Source organism: Streptomyces beigongshangae (assembly GCF_019710745.1).
Classification (GTDB): Bacteria; Actinomycetota; Actinomycetes; order Streptomycetales; family Streptomycetaceae; genus Streptomyces; species Streptomyces beigongshangae.
The window spans coordinates 1-304 of sequence record NZ_JAHKJW010000212.1 but is presented as its reverse complement, the minus strand read 5'-3'; the positions used below and the strand labels follow the sequence as shown (position 1 = coordinate 304).

The 304-nt window shown below is 72.7% G+C and carries 1 protein-coding gene; it reads left to right on the top strand.

Translation table 11 applies throughout. The features are described 5' to 3' along the window. Positions 1–304 (top strand): acyltransferase domain-containing protein (locus KM933_RS38895; RefSeq protein ID WP_221362434.1); only part of this gene is annotated, 304 nt, incomplete at both ends.

The following is a 304-nucleotide window of genomic DNA, read 5'->3' as shown; positions in this document are numbered from 1 at the left end:
GGCCCATGTCGCCGGGGTGCTCTCGCTGGGCGACGCCTGCGCCCTGGTCGCCGCGCGTGGTCAGCTGATGCAGGCGCTGCCGGCCGGGGGCGCGATGACGGCGATCGAGACCACGGTCGGTGAGGTACTGCCGCACCTCACCGAGAACGTGTCGATCGCCGCGGTGAACGGCCCGTCCTCCGTGGTGGTCTCAGGTGTGGAGGAGGCCGTCCAGGCGGTCGCCGAGGTGTTCCGGGAGCGAGGGCGCCGGGTCAGCAGGCTGCGGGTGTCGCACGCGTTCCACTCGCCGCTGATGGAGCCGATG